Source organism: Flindersiella endophytica (assembly GCF_054779015.1).
On sequence record NZ_BAAGYY010000042.1, the window covers coordinates 172,082 to 191,682 of the forward strand.

General features: G+C 68.5%; 15 protein-coding genes. 7 read left to right on the forward strand and 8 right to left on the reverse strand.

Annotated features, from left to right (window positions below; all coding sequences use genetic code 11):
• Nucleotides 1-3: 3 nt before the first annotated feature.
• The 4 genes from ACYVF6_RS42975 to ACYVF6_RS42990 form a co-directional block, all read right to left on the reverse strand.
• Nucleotides 4-990 (reverse strand): hypothetical protein, encoded by a 987-nt coding sequence (locus ACYVF6_RS42975; protein ID WP_460531756.1) that lies wholly within the window; start codon nucleotides 988-990, stop codon nucleotides 4-6.
• Nucleotides 990-1,505, reverse strand: coding sequence for a SigE family RNA polymerase sigma factor (locus tag ACYVF6_RS42980; protein WP_460531759.1), 516 nt, complete (start codon nucleotides 1,503-1,505; stop codon nucleotides 990-992). Before ACYVF6_RS42980 ends, ACYVF6_RS42975 begins: the two co-directional genes overlap by 1 nt.
• 65 nt (nucleotides 1,506-1,570) lie before the next feature.
• Nucleotides 1,571-3,193, reverse strand: coding sequence for a flavin monoamine oxidase family protein (locus tag ACYVF6_RS42985; protein WP_460531762.1), 1,623 nt, complete (start codon nucleotides 3,191-3,193; stop codon nucleotides 1,571-1,573).
• A 99-nt stretch (nucleotides 3,194-3,292) separates the two neighbouring features.
• A complete protein-coding gene (locus ACYVF6_RS42990) occupies nucleotides 3,293-4,300 on the reverse strand; it encodes an LLM class flavin-dependent oxidoreductase (RefSeq protein ID WP_460531765.1) in 1,008 nt (335 codons plus the stop codon).
• Between the two features lie 248 nt (nucleotides 4,301-4,548).
• Here ACYVF6_RS42990 and ACYVF6_RS42995 point away from each other — a divergent pair, with 248 nt between their 5' ends.
• The 3 genes from ACYVF6_RS42995 to ACYVF6_RS43005 all read left to right on the forward strand — a co-directional run bounded on the left by ACYVF6_RS42995 (nucleotide 4,549) and on the right by ACYVF6_RS43005 (nucleotide 9,792).
• Complete coding sequence (locus ACYVF6_RS42995) at nucleotides 4,549-5,502, forward strand: pectate lyase family protein (RefSeq protein WP_460531768.1); 954 nt, start codon at nucleotides 4,549-4,551, stop codon at nucleotides 5,500-5,502.
• 145 nt (nucleotides 5,503-5,647) lie between these two features.
• A complete protein-coding gene (locus ACYVF6_RS43000) occupies nucleotides 5,648-8,761 on the forward strand; it encodes a substrate-binding domain-containing protein (protein WP_460531771.1) in 3,114 nt (1,037 codons plus the stop codon).
• 128 nt (nucleotides 8,762-8,889) lie between these two features.
• Nucleotides 8,890-9,792, forward strand: a complete 903-nt coding sequence (locus ACYVF6_RS43005) for a D-isomer specific 2-hydroxyacid dehydrogenase family protein (RefSeq protein WP_460531774.1) — start codon at nucleotides 8,890-8,892, stop codon at nucleotides 9,790-9,792.
• A 20-nt stretch (nucleotides 9,793-9,812) separates the two neighbouring features.
• On the opposite strand, the gene ACYVF6_RS43010 is transcribed toward ACYVF6_RS43005, so the two are convergent.
• On the reverse strand, nucleotides 9,813-10,373 hold the full coding sequence (locus ACYVF6_RS43010) for an APC family permease (RefSeq protein WP_460531777.1): 561 nt from the start codon (nucleotides 10,371-10,373) through the stop codon (nucleotides 9,813-9,815).
• Between the two features lie 179 nt (nucleotides 10,374-10,552).
• On the opposite strand from ACYVF6_RS43010, the gene ACYVF6_RS43015 reads away from it, so the two are divergent.
• The 4 genes from ACYVF6_RS43015 to ACYVF6_RS43030 all read left to right on the forward strand — a co-directional run bounded on the left by ACYVF6_RS43015 (nucleotide 10,553) and on the right by ACYVF6_RS43030 (nucleotide 15,212).
• Nucleotides 10,553-11,698 carry a glycosyltransferase gene (locus tag ACYVF6_RS43015; protein ID WP_460531780.1) on the forward strand — a complete coding sequence of 382 codons (1,146 nt, stop codon included), beginning with the start codon at nucleotides 10,553-10,555 and terminating at the stop codon, nucleotides 11,696-11,698.
• Nucleotides 11,699-11,739: 41 nt separating this feature from the next.
• Nucleotides 11,740-12,603, forward strand: coding sequence for a TrmB family transcriptional regulator (locus tag ACYVF6_RS43020; protein WP_460531783.1), 864 nt, complete (start codon nucleotides 11,740-11,742; stop codon nucleotides 12,601-12,603).
• 11 nt (nucleotides 12,604-12,614) lie between these two features.
• Nucleotides 12,615-13,619, forward strand: a complete 1,005-nt coding sequence (locus ACYVF6_RS43025) for a P-loop NTPase family protein (RefSeq protein WP_460531786.1) — start codon at nucleotides 12,615-12,617, stop codon at nucleotides 13,617-13,619.
• A 147-nt stretch (nucleotides 13,620-13,766) separates the two neighbouring features.
• A complete protein-coding gene (locus ACYVF6_RS43030; RefSeq protein WP_460531789.1) occupies nucleotides 13,767-15,212 on the forward strand; it encodes a 13E12 repeat family protein in 1,446 nt (481 codons plus the stop codon).
• A gap of 45 nt (nucleotides 15,213-15,257) precedes the next feature.
• Here ACYVF6_RS43030 and ACYVF6_RS43035 read toward each other — a convergent pair whose 3' ends face one another.
• From ACYVF6_RS43035 to ACYVF6_RS43045, 3 genes are all read right to left on the reverse strand, one after another.
• A complete protein-coding gene (locus ACYVF6_RS43035; protein WP_460531792.1) occupies nucleotides 15,258-15,926 on the reverse strand; it encodes a phosphotransferase in 669 nt (222 codons plus the stop codon).
• Nucleotides 15,927-16,139: 213 nt separating this feature from the next.
• Nucleotides 16,140-17,495, reverse strand: a complete 1,356-nt coding sequence (locus tag ACYVF6_RS43040; RefSeq protein WP_460531795.1) for a DUF6055 domain-containing protein — start codon at nucleotides 17,493-17,495, stop codon at nucleotides 16,140-16,142.
• A 25-nt stretch (nucleotides 17,496-17,520) separates the two neighbouring features.
• Nucleotides 17,521-19,425 carry a rhamnogalacturonan lyase gene (locus ACYVF6_RS43045; protein ID WP_460531798.1) on the reverse strand — a complete coding sequence of 635 codons (1,905 nt, stop codon included), beginning with the start codon at nucleotides 19,423-19,425 and terminating at the stop codon, nucleotides 17,521-17,523.
• Between the last annotated feature and the right edge of the window lie 176 nt (nucleotides 19,426-19,601).

A 19,601-nucleotide genomic window follows, 5' to 3' on the forward strand; every position in this document is an offset into this window, starting at 1 on the left:
ACGTTACTTCAGCTGCTGGGCGATCAGTGCTCGCAGCGTCGAGGTCGTGGCACCGGCGACGCCCGTGTCGGCGTAGGTTTCCGTGCAGTTACCGCCACGGACGGTGTAGGTACGGTGCTCGAGACTGGGGCCGTAGGCGGTCAGCTGCACCCTGCCGGGGTCTGCTGCCGGCGTGCAGTGCGAGTCGGACTCCTGCCTGATCTTCAAACCACGCAGCTCCTCGAGGATGGCCGCGGCCTTCCGGCCGGTGACCGTCACCTGGCGGGCGGCCTTGGCCCGTCCCCCGTCGTCGAACGACTGCAGCACCACTGTGTCGGCATCTTCGGGTACCGCCAGACTCTTCTCCGTCGCGGCCGCCGAGATCCGGCCGAGCAGCTGACGCGCGGTCTTGTCGGAGGGCGAGCTGATCTCGGCCCGCACTCCCAGCCACGGCAAGGTGACGACGTATCCGAGGTTGCCTCTGGTCTGCTGTTGCAGGTATGCCGGCTGACCGTCGATGTCGATCTTGCGTGGGCTGGGCTTTCCGGCGTACGTCGTGTCGAGGCCCGACATGTCGATCCCCGTAGGGATCTTGGTGAACCAGACCCAGGTGGGCGCCTGCTTGGGCGCGGGCACGGGGCAGGCCGCCGTGGGCCACGACCGGGTGCCCAAGATGACGCTCTGGTTGGCCGGCAGGCCGCACGCCGGCTCTTCGTCGAGCCGCCATCCGGCGGGAGCGTTGAACGTGGCGCCGTGGTATTCGACGCTCAGGTTGTCGGTGGCCTCCGCCACGCGGATCAGCGTGCCGCGCTGCAGCAGCGCCGGCAGGCCTGCGAAGGCGGCCAGCAGTGCGGCGGCCGCCGTGACGGCGATGGTCGTGCGGGCGGCGATCCGGCGCCGGTCGCGTTGCCGGACCACGGCCTCGAGCGAGATGTCGAACGGTGGTTGCGGTGTCGACTCCCGCAACAGCTGGGCAAACCTTTGTTCGTCCCTGTCGATGTCCGGGCTCATCAGGTGGTCTCCTTCGTGAAGCTGAGCAGGTTGGACAGGCCCGGGGAGCTCCGCAACTTCGCGAAAGCCTTGGCAGTCTGACTCTTCACAGTGCCGATCGAGCAGCCCATCAGCCGCGCTACCTCGGCCTCGGTGAGGTCGTCGAAGTAGCGCAGGACGACGATCGCGCGTTGCCTGTGCGGCAGCATCGCCAATGCCGTGCGAACAGAGGTGTGCAGGTCGACCTGGGCGTAGGCGTCCTTGGCGTCCGGCCGTTCCGGCAGTTCGCCGGTCGGAATCTCGGCACGCCATCGCCTGCGCCACCAGTTCGAGTACGTAGTGACCATGATGCGACGGACGTAGAGCTCGGGCAGGTCCGGCCACGTCGATCGGCTCCACCGAACCCATGCCCTCGCAAGTGCCGTCTGCACCAGGTCGCGTGCGGTCTCCCAGTTACCGGTCAGCAGATAGGCGGTCCGATGCAGCGAAGGAGAACGCCTCAGCACGAACTCGCGGAACCGCTCGTCGCTTGACATCGGACCCCTCTCTCGCGGAACTCGGTCGCGAGATATACAGCCTGGAGCCCGTAAAAGGTTGCCCGTCAGCTCGACAGCACGCGGGTGTGCAGATCCGTCACCGCCTTCCGCGCCGACTCTATGGCACCCGCCTGCCAGGCGATGTAGTAGCTCAGATGGTCTCCGGCGAAGTAGACGTTGCCATCCGGCTCCAGCAGATGCTCGTAGTGTCCACTCGTCCGCGACGGCCACGAGACCCAGGCACCCTCGCTGTAACGCGTCCGGTGCCAGGCCACCGAGAACGACGTCTCGAAGGACTCGCGGTATGCGTTGCCGTGGATCTTGGCGCCCTGTGCCAGCGCCCGCGCCTCGCGCTCGGCCGGCGTCAGCTTGCCGTACGTCTCCGCGTTGCCGCCGAAGTTGTAGTAGCCGATCACCACACCTTTCGAGCCGAAGTAGCCGTACGAGGGGTACCAGATCGTCGACAGGTCCAGGTTGGTGTTGGTGATGCCGGAGTAGATGTGCTCGTCCTCCTCCCACCACCGCCTGCCGTACTGCAGCCCGATCTTCCCGACGCTCGCCGGCACCGGGTACGCGAGCGCAGCCGCTGTCGTGGCGGAGAAGGACGAGGGGATCTTCTTCAGCACCTGGGGCGGAATCGTGCAGACGCAAAGGTCGGCCCTCGCCAGCCGGAGCCGGCCGTCAGGCCCGGCGTACTCCACCTCGACCCCGGCACCGGTGCTCGTGATCGAGCGCACCTCAGCGCCGTACGTGATCTTCTCCTTGCCGACGGCGCGCTCGAACGCGTACGGGATCCGGTCCATCCCGCCGACCGGCTGGAACATCAGCATGGCCTGGTCGTAGCCGAACTCGAACGAGAAGTAGCGGCCGAGGCCGCTGGCCAGCACATCGGACAGCGAGTACGGCGTGAGGTACGGCGTGCCCGGCTGTGTTCCCGCGCCCGGCTCGATGTCGTAGCCACGGCGATCCGTGCCCGAGTAGGCGAAGCTCGCCGCCGGGTCGCCGGCGACCTTGCCACCGATCGAGCCGAAGCCGCTCAGGAACTCCAGCAGGCGCTGCTTGTCCTCGGCCGTCAGGTAGGCGTCCAGCGCGCCCTGATCCGTCGCCTTCGACAAGAGTTCCGAGACATAGCCGTAGACGTCGGCCTTTGCCATCCGGTGGCGGATCGGCCGGCTCGAAAGGGCACCGGCGTTCTCGTTGTAGTAGTAGCCGTCGGCGTTCTGGTTGCCGAACATCTCGATCGGCACGCCGAGCTCGCGGCAGTAGTCCAACGTCACCATGTGCCCGGCGATCCGGGCCGGGCCGGCGTTCATGTACTGACCGCCGGCGAACCGCGCGCGTTGCGTGTGACCGTCCAGGTCGGTCTCGACCGTGCCGCCACGGATGGTCCAGTTCCGGCCGCCCGGGCGGTTGCGCGCCTCCAGGATCCGCACGCGGTAACCCGCCTTGCCGAGCTCGTACGCCGTCGTGAGGCCCGCGATGCCCGCACCCAGCACGAGGACCGAATTCGGCGAGCGTCCGCCCAGCGAGAAGTCCGACGGCTTGGGTGGCTGGAACGCCGGTGCCGGCGGTGCCGCCTCCGCCGTCGGCACCAGGCCCATCGCACCCATCGTGCTGTAGAGGACGCCGGCACCGCCCGTCACACCGACCGCCTGCAAGAAGTTCCGCCGCGTCACAGGTCTTCCCATGCTGCCCCTCCACCTCTCCGAGCCCGATACCGCTAGCCAGGAAATAGTCGGGAGGTTGCGCCGCAATGAGGCCTTGATCAAGACGGTGTTACAGGGAACTCACCGCGATTCGGAAGCCCATGCCTTGGCGAGCAACTCGAAGCTGCGTACGCGTTCGGCCAGGCCGTGCGTCATCGTCGTCACCATGAGCTCGTCCGCGGAGGTACGCGTCACCAGGTCGGTCAGTTCCGCGACGACCTCGTCCGGGCTGCCGATCGCCGGGCGGCTGGGCCAGGCGGCCAGCAGCTCGCGCTCCTGGTCGGTCCACTCGTGGGCCACCGCTTCCTCGAGGCTCGGCATCGCGCGCGGCTTGCCGGTCCGCAACGACAGCTGGGTGAGCCGCGCCGGCAGCGCGATCCGCTCCGCCTCCTCGCGCGTGCCGGCCACGTAGGCCGCCTGCGTGACCATCGCGTACGGCTCGGCGAGCGCCTCTGAAGGCCGGAACCGGCTGCGGTAGAGCTCCATCGCCGGCTCGGTGTTCTGCGCGCTGAAGTGGTGGGCGAACGCGAACGGCAGTCCCAGCAGCCCCGCGACCTGCGCGGAGTAGCCGCTCGACCCGAGCAGCCAGACCGACGGCGCCGACGTCTGCACCGGCGTCGCGGCGAGCGTGAGCTCCCGCGGTGCCGGCCGGGTCGGATCGCCGAGCAGTGCGAGCAGGTCGTCCAGCTCGCGCGGGAAGTCCTCGGCTCCGAGTCCCTCCGGCGTACGACGCAGCGCCGCCGCCGTCTTCGGGTCCGTGCCCGGCGCCCGGCCGATCCCGAGGTCGATCCGGCCAGGGTGCAGTGCCTCCAGCATCGCGAACTGTTCGGCCACGACCAGCGGCGCGTGGTTGGGCAGCATCACGCCACCCGAGCCCACCCGAAGCGAGCGCGTCGCACCGGCGACGTGCGCGATCAGCACGCCCGGGCTGGTGGAGGCGACGCCGGGCATGTTGTGGTGCTCGGCCACCCAGAACCGGTGATACCCCAGATCCTCGACCCGCTGCGCCAACTCGGTCGCCGCTCGCAGAGCGTCGGTGCTGGTCTGGCCCGTACCCACGGGCGCCAGCTCCAGGACCGACAGGGGCACACGTCGCTCATCGCTTGCCATGTCTGGTTCGAACGTGTTCGACGACCGGATTCTTCCCGGCCCGATCACAGGGGCCGAGAGTACGTAATAGTCCACATACCGTACGCGATTATCCATGTTCGCCGACTTACGCTGAAGTCGTTCGACCCAGTGAAGGGTGGCACTGGCAAGCGTTTACCAGCTAATGAAAGCAGGCGCCATTTCGATAGCGCTTTTCGATGCTCGATTCCGCAGAACGGAGCTTTAGCATGCAGAAGAAGATCGCCGCGTTTCGGGTAGCCGGTGGGCTCGTGCTCGCCGCCGCCCTGGTGACCGCCGTCAGCTTCGGCTCGAACGACGGCGCGATGGCGGTCGGCTCGCCGACCGGGTTCGGCGCGGGTACCACAGGCGGTGGTGGCGCGTCGGCGGTCACGGTGACCACTGGCTCGGCCCTGATCAGCAACATGCAGGCCGGCGACGCCCGCGTCATCCGAGTTTCCGGCATGGTCTCCATCAGCGGCATGCAGGACGTCGCCTCGAACAAGACCATCATCGGTGTGGGCTCCGGCTCCGGCATCCAGGGCGGTGGCGGGCTGGACATCGACGGTGTCAGCAACGTCATCATCCAGAACCTCAACTTCCGCAGCTGGTCCGACGACGCGATCAACGTCCAGGACGGCTCGACCAGGATCTGGATCGACCACAACACGTTCGGCACCGGCCACGACGGCTCCGTCGACATCAAGCGGGCCTCCGACAACATCACGGTCTCGTGGAACCGCTTCGTCGGCAGCGACAAGACGGCGCTGCTCGGGCACTCCGACGACAACGGCAGCCAGGACCGTGGCCACCTGCGCGTGACGTACCACCACAACTGGTTCGACGGCTCGAACCAGCGCCACCCGCGGGTCCGGTTCGGCAACCCCGTCCACGTCTACAACAACTACTACGACGCGGTTGGGTCCTACGGCGTGGCTTCCACGATGGAGGCCGGCGTGCTGGTCGAGGGCAACTACTTCGAGAACACCGACAGCCCGTGTGAGCTCGGTCAGGGCTCCTCGCCGGCCGGCAAGCTGGTGCAGCGCAACAACTTCTTCAGCAACTCTGGTACGTGCGCGGCCAGCGGCAGCGTCAACGGCATTCCGTACAGCTACTCGATGGACTCCGCGAGCAGCGTCAAGAGCATTGTGACCGCCGGCGCTGGCGTCGGCAAGGTCGGCTGAGTCGACTAACCGGGTCCAGTTCGACAGCCGATCGACGAAAGCCGGGGAGTGTCCGAGTCTCGCGGACCTCCCCGGTTTTCCTTGTGTATTCAGTACGTCCGAAGCTCTTCAACGTGTACCGGTATTGCATTATCTTTCGTACAAGGTGCCTCTCCAGAACGCGTCGTGTCCCGAGCGCCGCCCCACCCTCGGATTGCTCACGGCCAACATCCACCTCGGGGTCGGCGCCACCTTGTGGTCGGGAATCGTCCGGGCCGCGCGCGACCACGACATCAACGTCGTCTGCCTGCCAGGTGACGAGATCGGCGCCGGCGTGGACCGGAACCAGACCTACGACCTCGTCTCCCCACACCGGCTGGACGGCTTGATCTGCTGGAGCTCGGCGATCGGCCTGCCCAGCGACTCCGCCGGCGACTCCGGCACCTCCGGGCGGCTGCTGCGCCGGATGCGCGAACTCCCCGTCATCAGCCTGAACCGGCAGTTGGAGGACCACCAGACGCTCACGCTCGACAGTTACCGGGGCATGTGCGAGGCGATCTCGCATCTCATCGAGCAGCACGGCAGGCGCCGGCTCGCGTTCATCAAGGGCCCGACCGCCAACCCCGTCACGTCCGAGCGCTACCGGGCGTACGTCGACACGCTCGCCAGGCACGGCATCCCGTTCGATCCCCGGCTGGTCTCCGCGCCGGCGGACTTCCGGCGGGACGCGGGCATCGCGGCGACCCAGGTCATCCTGGACGCCCGCGGCCTGCGCGCCGGCCGCGACTTCGACGGCCTGGTGGCCTGCAGCGACTTCTTCGCCGTCGACGCGCTGCGCCTGCTGCGCGACCGCGGGATCGCCGTGCCGGAACAGGTGGCCGTGGTCAGCTTCAACGACTCGCCCGAAGCCTGGCAGGTCGATCCGCCGCTGACGTCGGTCGCGATGCCGTTCGACCAGCTCGGCGAGCGCGCGGTCGAGATCCTGGCCGCGCGGGTGACCGGCAGCGCGGTGCCCGGCGGGTCGAGGATCACCACTCCCCTGGTCGTCCGGCGCTCCTGCGGCTGCCCGGCCGACGCCGTGCAGCCGGCCCGCCGGCCGTTCGACTACGACCGCTGGCAGTACGAGCACACCGCCCGCAACCTGCGCGCGATCGGCACCGCGCTGCTGACCGCGACGAGCATCGAGCTGCTGACCGACGCGCTCGCACAGCACCTGCCGTCGGTCGGCGTGACCAGCTGCTATCTCGCCTTGTACGAAGGCGGTCCGTACGAAGGCAAGGGCCCGCGCCCGCTGGTGCGGCTCCGGTTCGTCCACGACGGCAGCCGGATCCGCCGGCCGGCGCTGCCGCCGTACGCCGCCGAGCTGCTGGTGCCCGACGGCGTGCTGCCCGCGAATCGCTCGTACCAGCTGGTGGTCGAGCCGCTGCACGTCGGCCCGGAGCAGTTCGGCTTCGCGTTGTTGGAGGCCGGTCCGAAGGACGGCTCGATCTTCCGGGCGATCGGCGACCAGGTGAGCGCGGCGCTGAAGGGGATCCGGCTCTACCAGGAGGTGCTGGCCGCGCGCGACCAGGCCGAGCGCGCGGATCGCGTCAAGTCGCGCTTGCTCACAGCGGTCAGCGGCGAGCTGCGGACACCGCTGGAGCACATCCTGCGGCGTACGTCGGAGGCACAGGCGGCGCAGGCGTCCGTATCGAGCCCCGTCGAGCCGTTCTCCGAGCTCCTGAAGGACATCCACGCCAACACCGAGCACCAGCTCGACGTCATCAACGACCTGCTGGACCTGTCACACGCCGAGATCGAGGCGCTCGACCTCGAGACCGTGTTGTTCGACCCCGCCGCCCTGCTACGTGAGTTGTTCGGCGGGCGGCAGCCGGACGTCGCCGAACGCCTGCCGCTGGTTCGCGCGGATCTCGCCCGGACCAGGCGTGCGCTGATCAACGTGTTCGGGGCCGCCGACCGGCTGGCGCCGACCGGGCAGCTCACGGTCACGGCCCACGCCGAACCCGCTGGGCTCGCGATCCGGTTCTCGTTCACCGAGTCGGCGATCCCGGCCGAGGTGGCCGACGACATCTTCGAGCCGTTCGCGATCAGCCGGCTCGGCACCGGACAGGGCAGGTCGCTCGGGTTGACGATCGCGCGGCGGGTGATCGCCTTGCACGGTGGCTCGATCACGCTGGAACGCGAGCCGGATCGCGACACGTTCGTGGTCTGCCTGCCGTTCCCGACACCACATGACGGCTTCGCGCCGACCACCGCCCAGTACGGCGGGATCGTGCTCGTGGGCGACAGCGACGTGGACCTCGGCGGGCGGGCCGTCCAGCGACCGCGCGGTGAGGAGGAGCTGCGGCGCTGCCTCGAGGGCGGGCAACCCGGCGCGGTCGTCTGGGACAGCAGCGGAGCCGATCCGCTGGAGTGGATGCTGGTCCGGAGCCTGCTCGACGATCCGCGGCTGCGGCACACCCCGTTCCTGTTGTACGAGCCACCGTCATCGGTCGCGATCGCACGTGGGCACGACCTCGCCTCGACGCTCGAACTGCTCCGGCCGGCCCGCACGCAGGGGTCCGTCGTCATCGTCGACGACACACCCAAGCGGCAGGACGAGTTGCGTTCGGCGCTCGAGCAGCGGCAGCCGGGCCGGCCGATCGTCCTGGCCGCCGATGGCGCCACCGCGCTGTTCGCCCTGTCGCAGGAGTTTCCGGACGTCGTCGTCCTGACACATCCGCTGCCCGACATGGAAGCCTTCGACGTACTCGACCGGATGCGCTGCGACGAACGCCTGCAGGACGTTCCGGTACTCGTGCTCGGCGCGAGCTCGTTCGACGCCACCGAGATCGGACGCGCGGAGCCGTTCAACCACGTCGTCCTGGCCGGTGCCGGCATCCTGTCGACGGAGGAGACCGGCGCCCTGGTCGACCGCTTGCTGCGCGGCGCCGACGTACCGGCGCAGACCGGACAGCTCGTCCGGCGTGCGGTCGGCTACCTCCACCGGCACTACCAGCGACCGCTCACTCGCCGGCAGATCGCGGCCGCCGCGGGCATCAGCGAGGACTATCTCAGCCGGATGTTCCACCGGCAGTACGGCATCGGGCCCTGGGAGTACCTCAACCGGCTGCGCATCCAGCGGGCCAAGGAACGCCTGCGCAACAGCGACGAGAGCATCCAGACGGTGGCTCGCCGGGTCGGCTTCCAGGACCGCGCGTACTTCAGCCGTACGTTCCGCAAGCTGGCAGGCGTCTCACCGCAGTCGTACCGCGGTCACTCGCCGGTCGGCGGCAGGTAGACCGGTCAACAGCGTCGCGTTCGGTTCTCGATATACCCCCCCGGACATACTTTGCGTGTTCGTGGCCGACCTGGCCGCGTAACCTGGCGGGTGCATACGGATGCACGCCGCACCGGGATAATGAGGCCATGCAGATCTATATCGGGCCCAAGCACACTCCTGAACTGATCGAGGCCGTCACGTCCGCCGGCGGACAGGTGGTCGACGATCCGGCCGCGGCGGAGGCGGTCGTGTGGTACGGCGGCTCGCCCGCGGAGTTCGCGACGATCGACCACGACGGCATCACGTGGGTGCAGTTGCAGTCCGCGGGTGTGGAGGGCTGGTTCGCCGCCGGCGCGTTCAGCGATCGCAAGGTGTTCACCAGCGCGGCCGGCAGCTACGCCGAGACCTGCGCGGAGCAGACGCTCGCGCTCATGCTCGCAGGGGCACGGCACCTGCACCAGCTCGCGCGGCAGCAGACCTGGAGCCGGGTCACGTCCGGCACGTTGTTCGACCGCACGGTTGGCATCGTTGGCTGCGGCGGGATCGGCCGCACGCTGATCGGCTTGCTGGCGCCGTTCCGTTCGCGGGTGCTCGCGATCACGCGTTCCGGCACGCCCGTGCCCGGTGCCGCCGAGACGTGGACGCCCGACCGCCTGGACGACCTGCTGTCGGCGTCCGACTTCGTAGTGATCGGCGCGCCTTCGACGCCGGAGACCAAGCATCTGATCGGCGCTCGCGAGCTGAAGCTGATGCCGTCGCACGCCTGGCTGGTCAACATCGCCCGCGGTTCGCTGATCGACACCGACGCGCTGGTCGCGGCGTTGCGCGACGGCGAGATCGCCGGCGCCGGCCTCGACGTCACCGACCCCGAGCCCCTGCCCGACGGCCACCCGCTGTGGAGTGAGCCGCGCGCGCTGATCACCCCGCACTCCGCCAACCCGCTCGGCCGGCTGGTGCCCGCCCTCGCCGACCGCGTACGCGACAACGTACGCCGCCGCATCGCCGGCTGGCCCCTCGAAGGCGTCATCGACGTCCAGCGCGGCTACTGACCTCCGGCCCGCAGGCTGGGCTACGACTCGGGGCTCTCGGTCCCTTCGGCGTCGTCTTGTTCCACCCGGGTGTAGCCGGCGGAGTGGACGAACAAGCCGATGAACGCGAACACCAGAGCCCCGATGCCGGCGAGCGGCAGGATCTGCCAGAACCCGGCGACCACACCGAGGAACCCGACTCCCAGGGCAACACTCTTCGCGACGAGAACAAGACCGGACTTGGTAGCACGCTTCCGGAAGATCTCCTGCCGGTTCAGCACGACGAGCGCCGCCAGCAGTGGGATGGCGACAGCGAAGGCGATCACGCAGATCTTGCCGGCCAGCTCCACCGGCGCGGCTCCAGGCGCGAGGAACGGCTGGATCATGACGATGCCGATCGCGATCAACCCGCCGTACATCAGGTTGTCCTGCCGGAGGATCTCCTCCTGCTGGCCCAGCATCCGCTGCTTCCACCAGGTGTCCTGCGCGGCCGCATGCCGCTTCCACGCCTCCTCCTGGGCAGCGGCGTGCTGCCTCCACGCCTCCTCTTGAGCGGCGGCTTCCCGCTTCCACGTCTCTTCGCTCGCGCTGTTCTCGTCCACGCCCTCATTCTGCCGAAACAGGCGGCCCGATCCCGCCAAAGCAATCTGGTTGCCGCCGTCACCTCGGGCGTGAAGGATGACGGCACACTCCCGGCAAGTGGTTTGACCAACGATGCCTCCCGATATATCGTCGAGATATCGGGAGGCATCTTCACTTCTGCGACTCTGGGGGTCTCATCATGCGCATCCTGTTCACCACGCCGCCGTTCTACGGCCTGCTCTACCCCGTCATCTCGCTGGCTCATGGGCTGCGAGCCGCCGGCCACGACGTGCTCGTCGCCACCTGTGGGCAGGCGGCCGGCAACGCCGCCGCGGCCGGGTTGCCGGTCGTCGACTGCGCGCCGGAGGTCGACGTCGAGAAGTTCTACTCGATGATCGGCAAGGCCGCCGACCGGCCGGCCGGAGGCGGCCCCGGCGCCGGGTCGTCACCACCCAGGTTCGGCGGTTTCACCTTCTACAGCGACGAGATGGCCGACCGCGCCCTCGCGGTTGCCGAGCAGTGGCGGCCGGACCTCGTCGTTTACCCACCCCATGGTTCGGGCGCCGGCCAGTTGGTGGCCACCAAGCTCGGCGTGCCGTCCGTACTCCACGGGCTCGGCTTCATGCACAGCGAAGAGCACCAGGAGCTCTTCAAGGCGGGCATGGCCGGCGCGAACGAACGGCACGGGCTCGCCACGACGGAGCTACCGGCCGCCTGGCTGGACGTCGCTCCGCCGAGCATGCGGATCGTCGACTCGAGCGGGCGGGTGGACCTGCGGTACGTGCCGTACAACGGCGGCGGCGTGCTTCCCGGCTGGCTGTTCGAGCAGATCGACCGGCCGCGGGTGGCGGTCACGCTCGGCACCGTCATCCCGAAGGCAGGCGGGCTCGGCAAGCTGGCCCCGGTGATCGAGGCCGCGCGCGTGATCGACGCGGAGTTCGTGATCGCGCTCGGCGACGTCGACGCCGCGGGGCTCGGTGAGCTTCCGGACAACGTACGCCCGGTCGGCTGGGTCCCGCTCGGCTCGCTGCTCGCCACCAGCGACGCGATCGTCCACCACGGTGGCGCCGGCACGGTCCTGACCGCGGTGGACGCCGGGCTCCCGCAGATCGTCATCCCCGGCGGCGCCGACCAGCCCGCCAACGCCCAAGCCGTCGCCAAGCGCGGCTGCGGCCTCGCGATCGGGGACAGCGACCTGAGCCCGGACCTCGTTCACAAGCTGCTCACCGATGCCGGGCTGGCCACAGCGGCAGCGGAGGTACGCGAGGAGCTGCGCGCGATGCCCAGCCCGGCGGACCTCGTGCCGTACCTCGCCGAGCTGGCCGGCAAGCCGTCTGGTCGATAGTAGTTGCGCAAGCTACTACTCATCGCGTAGCCTCGGCGTACGTGATCGACCGACTTGTCGAGGTCGGGTTCTCCTCGCAGGAGGCCCGGGTCTACGTCGCCGCGCTGCAGCGCCCGTCCGCCACCGGATACGAGCTGGCCAAGCTGGCGGGCCTGCAGCGCGCGAACGTCTACCAGGTGCTCGCCGCCCTGGTCGACCGTGGCGTCGTCGAGCAGGTCACCGACTCCCCCGCCCGGTTCGTCGCGCAGCCGCCGGCCGCCGTACTCGGCCGGATCAGGCGCGAGACCACCGAACGCTGCGAGGCGCTGGTCGCCGAGCTCGCCACGATCGCGCAACGGCCCGAGCCCGCCGCGTTCTGGACGTTGCGCGGTCGCGACGCCGTGATCGAACGCGCCAGTGCCCTCGCCGCCGACGCACGAGACCGGGTGGCCGTCTGTCTCTGGGCCGACGACCTGGCCTGGCTCGGCGAGCCCCTGCGTACGGCCGCACGTTCCGGCCGTCAGGTCGTGGTGAACGTCTTCGGCGAAGCACCGACGGACTTCTCGGAGCCGGAGGCCGGCGTCGACGTCTACCACCACGAGCCGCCCAGCAAGACCGTCGGCGGCCACCTGCTCACGCTCTCCGTCGACTCCAGTACCGCGCTGATCGCCTCGCTCGACGAGCCGGCCGGCGCCGTCTACACCGAACATCCCGCACTGTTGCGCGTCGTGGACAAGCTGATCCGCGACGAGGCCTACCTGGCAGCGATCTTCGCCGAGCTGCGTTCCGAGCTCGAAGCCAGGTTCGGCCCGCACCTGGTGGATCTCCGGGCCCGGCTGCTGCCGCCCGAGCAGGCCACCGCCCTGATGTCCGTCGTTGGTTTCGGCGCCGACGCCGCGACCGTCGACGAGCTGCACAGCAACTGAGAGGGGTTGCGATGGGAGCGGTCATCATCGTGGACGCCATGTGGGGCGACTCCGGAAAGGGCAAGCTCTGCGCGCATCTTGCCCAGCGCGACAAGCCACCGTTGGCAGTCCGCGCCGGAGTCGGCACGAACGCCGGAGCGAGTGTCACGCTCGACGACGGAACGCTCGTCAAGGCCAGGCAGCTGCCGACGGCGTGGCTCAACCCCGGCACGCGAGTCGCGGTCGGGTCGGGTGTGCTCGTCGATCCGGACATCTTCGCCGACGAGGTCGAACGTTACGGGCTGGCCGACCGAGTCGTCGTCGACGGCCGTTGCGCGGTCATCTCCCCCGACCACATCAAGGCCGAGCTTTCCGACCCGCACTTCACCGAGACGATCGGCTCGACGTGCAGTGGCGTCGGCGCGGCCCGGGCCGACTTCGTCCTGCGGAAAGCCCAGCAGGCCAAGGACAACGACCGGCTCCAGCCGTACACGACCGACGTCGCCCGGCTGGTCAACCAGACCGCGGCCCGCGACACTGTGCTGGTCGAAGGCTCGCAGGGAACCATGCTGTCGCTCGCGTTCAGCCCCGACTATCCCTGCGCCACCGCGGACAACTGCACCGCCGCCGCCGCGATGGACGACGTTGGCCTGAACTGGCGGCTGGCAAGCGATGTCGTCATGGTCGTCAAGGCGATGCCGAGCCGAGTCGGTGAAGGGCCGCTGCCGTACGAGATGAGCGCTGTGGAAGCCGAGCGCCGCGGCATCGCGGAGTACGGCGTCAACACCGGACGCCCACGCCGCAAGGCCGAGCGGATCGACTGGGAGCTGCTGGACTACGCCACGATGCTCAACGGCCCCACCCAGATCGCCCTGACCTTCTGCGACCACTACGACCCCGCCATGCGCGGGGCTCGTAGCGGGGAAGCCGTTACGCAGCAGGTGAAACGCCTGATCGACCAGGTGGAGGAGGTGACGGGCGCACCCGTCACGTACCTCGACACCGGCCCCAGGCTGAAGGACGTGATCGATCGCTGATCCGGAAACTGCGCGGGGAGTACCTACCTTGATCCAGGCGCAGGGCCAGGCGCTCGCCGATGCGTTCGCGCGTCGTCGTTCGATTCAGAGGATCTGACCTATTTCGAATATATGGTCGAATACGCCCAGTTGGCGTAGAATTAGGGTATGTCCAGCACGGCAGTTCTTACCGGTCCAGCGGCATTGGAGATGCTGCCGGATCTGAAGCCTGGTGTGGAGTTGGCCGTGCTGGTGGAGTCTTTTCAGGATCGGCTGGGAGAGCTGAACGGCTACCAGTTGGTGGATTTCGTGGCGGCGGTGCGGCGGCAGGTCGCGCATTTGGAAGCGGCCGGGTTGCGGGCGACGCAGGAGCTGCTGCTGTGCCCGCCTGGTTTCGAGGACGCTCCGCCTGCACGGCTGGACTATCCCGAGGACCATGCCGCCGGTGAACTGGAAGCGGCGTGTGGCTGGTCGCGGCATCGTGCCGACAACCACGTGGGCCTGGCCCAGGAGTTGGGTCAGGACCTGACCGAGACCCTGCACGCGCTGGATGCCGGTGAGCTGGAGGCCGATGTCGCGCGGGAGATCGCCGACGGCACTGCCGTGCTGGCCAGTGACCTGTTGGCGCGGCGGCGGGTCGAGGCCGCTGTGCTGCGGTGGATCCGCCAAGGTGCGGCCGAGGGGATGCGCCGGCCGCGGCACAAGGTCCGCAAGCGGGTGGAGCGGGAAGTGCTGCGGGTCGACCCCGAGGGTGCGCAGAAGCGACATGACAAGCTGGTCGATGACCGCAATTTCAGTGTGACCGCCGCGCAGGACTCCACCGCCGACCTCAGCGTGACCAACCTGCCCGCCGATCAGGCAGCTGAGGCCTACGCCCACGTGAACGCTCTGGCCAGGGTCGCCAAACGCCGGGGTGACGAGCGGGCCATGCCGCAGTTGCGTGCCGACATCGCCGCCTCTCTGCTCTCGGGCACGGCCAACCTCATCGCCTGCCCCAGCCGGCAGTCCGCTCAACCTGCCGGTCAGCAGGCCCAGTCCGACCGGCAGGCCGCGTCGAACGCGCCGGAGATGCCATCGGGAAGGCCGTCGGGGCGGGTGATGTTGGTGACGACGTTGAGGGAACTGCTCGGCACGTCCAGCGGCAACTCGAGCCTGACGTGGGTGGGTGCGATCACCCACCATGTGGCCGAGCGGATCGCCCGCAACAACCTCGACAACCCGCACATGGACTACGAGGTCGTGGTCACCGACCCGCGCAGCGGCCGGATCATCCAGGTCCACCAACTCGGCGGACTCTTCCGCGGCCGCCTGCGCGAACTGGTCGAGATCACCCGGCCGTCCTGCGACTGGTACACCTGCGACAAGCCCTCCATCGACTGCGAGATCGACCACCGCACCGAGCGATGTAGACAGGGCGCCACCGACCTCCACACCGGTGGCCCCAAATGCCGCACCCACCACCGCGACAAGAACAAGGGCGACTGGCAAGACCAGCCCATCCCCGCACACCGGCTACAACCAGGCCGGCCCGGCTACCGCCTCGTCGGACCCCACGGCCACTCCTACCCCATCGAGCCCACCCACCTGATCCCGTTCGAGGAGCCACCCTTCTAGACGATCTATTCCAGAGGGTGCGCGGGTAAACGGATGAGGGCCTGGTCAGACAAGGGCGGCGGCGAAGTGCTCGTAGTGGGCGCTCCACCAGCGGCGCCGGCGGTCGAACTTCTCGATGCCTCCTCTCCGGTTCATCATCGCGACGGTGTTCGGGTCACCCACATCGAGGCTGCGCCGCGCGGCTGCTTCGATGCGGGACAGGGCATCGTCCACGGCGGCAAGCAGCTCCACCCGGCCGTCCCTATCCAGTCCGTAGGCGTCGGCGACGAGTCGTAACCGCGCCGGCCGATCGGCCGGCCGCCAGCCGATCCGCTCCTGGTCGAAGTCGTCCTCGATCGGTACACAGAGCCGGGCAAGCTGAGCCACGTCGTAGACGGGACGGCCAGGGGCGGCGAACTCGAAGTCGAGCAGCGCAACAGCGACACCATCACGGAACACGACGTTCGAGAGCTCCACGTCGTTGTGACACACCAGCGACCCACCCGCAGGGTCAGCCAGACTGTCGTTCCAGCTCAGACCCCGAGGGTCGAACTCGCGCGCGGCGTCGTGCAGCCCGCGCAGCAGCCGGGCGATCGAGGCCAGTGCGGTGTCGGACTGGCTCCAGTCCGGATAGGGCGCCACCGGGACTTCGCCCTCGATGAACACCAGGCGCTCGCGTCCGTCCTCCTCGATGCCGACCGGTGTCGGGGCACCCTCGAATCCGGCGTTCCTCACCGCCCGCAAGAAGGCGTGAATCGAACCCGAGTGCGGACTCGAAGGACGAAGAACATGCCGACCGACACGGACAACCTGGCCCGCGTTCGCGATCCCGCCATCCAGCTGCTGCTCGGCCATACCGGAAGCTTGACAGACCGAGCGCAGCCGCAGACAGACCGAGGGTGTCGATACCGATCCGCGAAGACCGGCATCGACACCCTTCTGGCGGTGCTACGTCGTCCCGGCCACAGGCGTCGCGCCCTGGATATTGAGCTGGTACGGATAGGTGTCGATGGTGGCGCCCTCGCGATAGTTGACGTGTACCGAGGGTGTCGCCGCCACTGCGAGCATGAGATACGACTCACCACTCTGCAGCGCGAACGACGCGTCCGTGTTCGGTCCGTGGATCGGGCTGTACCGCACGCCGAAGTTGCTGCGTACGGCCACGAAGCTGAGCCGCCAGTCCGAGCCGATGCCCGGGTTCACGGTGCCCGTCAGCCGAACCGTCACCTGGCCGCCGGCCTGCGAAGGCTGCAGCCGGATCAGGTTGTAGCCGTACTGCTGGACCGTGTTGGCCTGCCGCACCCGGAAGTTGCCCGAGCCGAGCGAGTCCAGCGAGACGGTGTACTTCGGCGTGTACGTCGACGTGCCGCGCCACACGTCGCTGCGGATCGCGGCCGCGTCGGTGTAGTCGTAGACGACGTTACGACGCGCGTAGTCGGCGATCAGCTCGGCGAACTGCGGATGGCTCAGCCCGTAGAGCCGCTTGATGGCCTGGATCGGATGCTCGCCCTGCTGCGCTTCGTACCACAGCCGGTGGATCTGGTCGAGGCCGTAGGTGTCGCGGATTTTGTTGAGCAGCAGCCAGTCGCCGTAGTACGTCATCTGGTCGAGCCAGCGATAGTGGTGCCGGCTGCCGAAGTAACCCGACCCGATCACGACCTCGGGCCGCCGCATCCGCGCCATGAAGTTGGCGTGCGCCTCCCAGAAGCGCCCGGAGTAGGGGTTGCCGTAGCCGAAGCCGCCGCCCCGCCCCTGCGCGCGGTTGAGCTGGCAGGCATAGCTTTGCAGGACGTGGTTGTATTCGTGTCCCTCGACCCAGAGATCCCAGATCTTGTCGTACGGCAGGCAGATGTGCCCGAGCCCGATCTCGTCGGTCCCGGCCCAGTTGGCCGGCGGCATGAAGTCGTTCCGCCAGCTGCCACCGAGGTAGAGGTTGACGCGGTACTGGTTGCCCGGCGACTGCAGGTCGGGGTCGATGAAGCGCGCGGTGTCCCGGAAGTACGTCCAGGTCGCCTCCATCTTCTCAAGGATGTAGGCCGGATAGTCGTCGATGCCGCGGTTGTTCCGCCCCCACGTGACGACATCGACCAGATCGCCCCAACGTACGCAGAAGTTCGTTGACTCACGGAAGTTGCCGGTGTAGGCGCCGGCGTCGGTGACGAAGCGCGGAATCCTGCTCTGCTTGGCGAGCGCCTGTGCGGCCGGAGCCAGCACTGTGCTCGCACCTGCGGCCAGCAGCGGCGCACTCACGCCGAGCGCGACGCCCTTGAGCAGCGCGCGCCGGCTGGGCTGCAGTCTGTCCATCGACAGGTGCATCCTCGCTCCCTCCTCAGCACGGTCCGGCGGTGCGCGGATGGGGCGGCTGGTTGTACGCCGTGTTCTGCCAGGCGACCGCCTCGCGGTACTGCCTGTCCTGCATCAGGCTGCGGCAGCTGATGCTCGTGGAGTCGGTCGTGGAGTAGATCCGCAACCTGGAGTTGTCGGTCGTCCGCCAGATGACCTCCTCGCGCCAGTCGCCGAGGATGTCGGCCTGGAGCGCGGGAGTCGACTTCGTGCCGTTGTTGGACGTCACGCCGTCACCGGTCAGCAGGCGGGTGTCGCCGCCCGTGCCGTACTTGTCGATGTGGTTGCTGTCGAGCAGCTCGCGCTGCACGTCGCCGTCCCACCAGATCACGAAGTTCGTCGAGCCTGGCTTACGGCTGGCGACCTGGGAGCCGTTGGTGGCACTGCGCAGCCCACCGACCGCCGACGACCAGACCTCGGCGCCCGCGTTGCCCGCGTAGACGTCAGCCGCGACTCCACGTCCGTTGTCGCAACCACAGGACGCCGACTGCCAGATGATCTGGCCGGTCCGCGCGTCACCCACGTAGTCCGCCGGATCACCGGTCGACTCGTCCGGTTTGAAGAACTCGAGACCCGAGCGGGACGGGATGAAGTCGCTGACGTGGTACGCGTCGCCGTGGTGCGTGCTGTTGTTCCACAGGCCCGCGCCGTTGTCGTCGACGGCCATCGAGCCGTACATGATCTCGTCGCGGCCGTCGTTGTCGACGTCGGCGATCGACAACTGGTGGTTGCCCTTGCCGGTCCAGGCCGAGCCGTTGGTGGAGCTGTTGCTGTCGAACGTCCAGCGGCGGGTCAGCGTGCGGTTGGAGTAGTCCCACGCGACGACGACGCTGCGGGTGTAGTAACCGCGCGCCATGATGATGCTCGGGTGCGAGCCGTCGACGTACGCCGTGCCCGCCAGGAACCGGTCGACGCGGTTGCCGTAGGAGTCGCCCCAGCTGGAAACGGTGCCACGGGGCACGATGTAGTTGGTGGTCGCGAGGATCTCGCCGTTGACTCCGCTGAAGACGGTGAGGTACTCCGGCCCGGACAGGACGTACCCCGAGGAGTTGCGATAGTCGGCGCTGCCGTTGCCGATCGTCTGGCCGGTGCCGGAGATCGTCGCGTCGGCTGTCTTCATCGCGACCTCGGCGCGGCCGTCGCCGTCGTAGTCGAAGACCTGGAACTGCGTGTAGTGCGCACCCGCGCGGATGTTGCGGCCGAGGTTGATCCGCCACTTGCGCTGGCCGGAAAGCTCGTATGCGTCGATGTAGACGTTTCCGGTGTAGCCGGACTGCGAGTTGTCCTTGGCGTTGGTGGGATCCCACTTCAGGACGATCTCGTACTGGCCGTCGCCGTCGAGGTCTCCGATGCTGGCGTCGTTGGCGGTGTAGGTGTAATTTTCGCCGCTCGGTGTCGTCCCCCCGGCCGGAATCTGCAGGGGCACGTCCATCGACGTCGCCAGCGTGCCGATCGACTCGTCCGGGTCCGACGCGGCCGCGACCTGCTCGACGCCTTGCACGACGGGGCGAACGGAGTACTTCGCGCCGGCCGGTCCGCCCGCGTCGACGTAGTTGGTTCCCTTGCTGATCGGCGTCCGGTTGACCTTCGTACCGTCGCGGTAGACGTTGAACGCGACGCCGTCCGGGTCGCTCACCAGCAGGCGCCAGCTGATGAAGTTGCCGTTGCCGTGGCGGAGACTGATCACGCCACGGTTGAGCCGGGCGGTGTCGCCCGGTGCCGCTGCCGACCGGCCGGCGCCCGCTGCGTTGGTCTGCGTGGCTGGGCGATCCGCTCGCGGTGTCATGCCGAACGCCGGGCCTCCGGCCAGTGAGCCGGTGGCGCCGACCGCGGCCAGAGCGGCGATGGCCAGGGTCCTGCGTAGCCTCCAGGGTCGAGCTCGCGTTCTCATTTCCACCCTCTCCGAAGCGACTGGTAAGCGCTCTCCCGGCCTTGTTCCGGACGCTATTGCGGCAGCGTTTCCGGCGCAACGCCGGAATTGGTGAACCCATCGAATTTCGATCGATACCTACCGTCGCCTTCCGGTTCTGGCCAACGCGGCAACTTGTGGCCACCCCCGTGCAAATC